The organism is Burkholderia sp. AU27893, assembly GCF_002223205.1.
In the GTDB taxonomy this organism is placed as follows: domain Bacteria; phylum Pseudomonadota; class Gammaproteobacteria; order Burkholderiales; family Burkholderiaceae; genus Burkholderia.
On the sequence record NZ_NKFD01000013.1, the window covers coordinates 1 to 1,211 of the forward strand.

The following is a 1,211-nucleotide window of genomic DNA, read 5'->3' on the forward strand; positions in this document are numbered from 1 at the left end:
GGAAACGCTGATCAATGAGCCTGTCGTCCGCATAACGGACGAGGCAGGTTGCAATTTTCAGATTGACGTAGGAATTTGACGACATGCGAGGTGAGTTTCGCTCGTATTCGGGCCTCACTTCCCGCGTTTTTCACACACATGACGGATTGCTCCCATGAGTCGACAACAGCTGATTTTTCGCGATCACCAGGTTCGCCAGCGCGAACAGACTGAACAGCTGTGCCGTGTTCCTGGCTAGACCCTTGTAGCGCACCTTGCGATGACGAAACAGGTTCTTCACGACATGAAACGGATGCTCGACCCGGGCGCGGATCTGCGCCTTGGTTCGCTCGACCGCGATCACGAGGTCCTTCAGCGGACCTTCCTGCATCGCCCTGATCTTTCCGCGCTTGAGCGCCACGTGCCACTTCACCGTCTTGCCCTTCATCTCCTCGCGCTTGTCCACGCCGGTGTAGCCCGCATCGCCAAACGCTTCCTGCTCATGACCGTGCAGCAGGGCGTGGGCCTGCGATACGTCCGGCTCGTTGGCCGCCGTGGTGACCACGCTATGCACCAGACCCGAGTCGGCGTCGACGCCGACATGGGCCTTCATGCCGAAATACCAGTCGTTGCCCTTCTTCGTCTGATGCATCTCCGGGTCACGGCTCTTCCCGGCGTTCTTCGTGGACGGCGCAGCCTCGAAGATCGTCGCATCCACCAGCGTGCCTTCCTTCATCATCAGCCCGCGCTCGCACAACTCGATGCCGATCTCGTCGAACAGCTTTCGCGTCAGTGCGTGCTCGACCAGCAGGCGCCGGAATTTCAACAGCGTGGTGGCGTCCGGCACGTTCTCGCGCGCCAGGTCGATGCCCGCGAAGGCGCGCATCGCGATGCTGTCGTAGAGCGCATCTTCAAGCCCTTCGTCCGACAACCCGTACCACTGCTGCAGCAAGTAGATCCGCAGCATCCGTTCCAGGCCAATCGGCGGCCGGCCACGCTCGCCCTTCGGGTAATACGGCCCGATCACCGACAGCAGCCGCGACCAAGGGACGACCTTCTCCATCTCGGCCAGAAAGCGTTGACGCTTGGTCACCCGCTTCTTGCCCGCACTTTCCGCTTCCGCAAAACCGATCTGCCGCTGCATCGTCGTGGGTCCGTTCCGTGAGCTTCTTTCTACAACGCCCTTGGCCTCGTCAGCGATGACCGCCAAGCCGAATTGATCAGTGTTTCCC

1 protein-coding gene is annotated in these 1,211 nt (G+C 60.8%); it reads right to left on the reverse strand.

Annotated features, from left to right (window positions below; genetic code table 11):
- Positions 1-130: 130 nt before the first annotated feature.
- A complete protein-coding gene (locus CFB47_RS39945) occupies positions 131-1,123 on the reverse strand; it encodes an IS5-like element ISBmu23 family transposase (RefSeq protein ID WP_007182917.1) in 993 nt (330 codons plus the stop codon).
- Positions 1,124-1,211 lie beyond the last annotated feature (88 nt).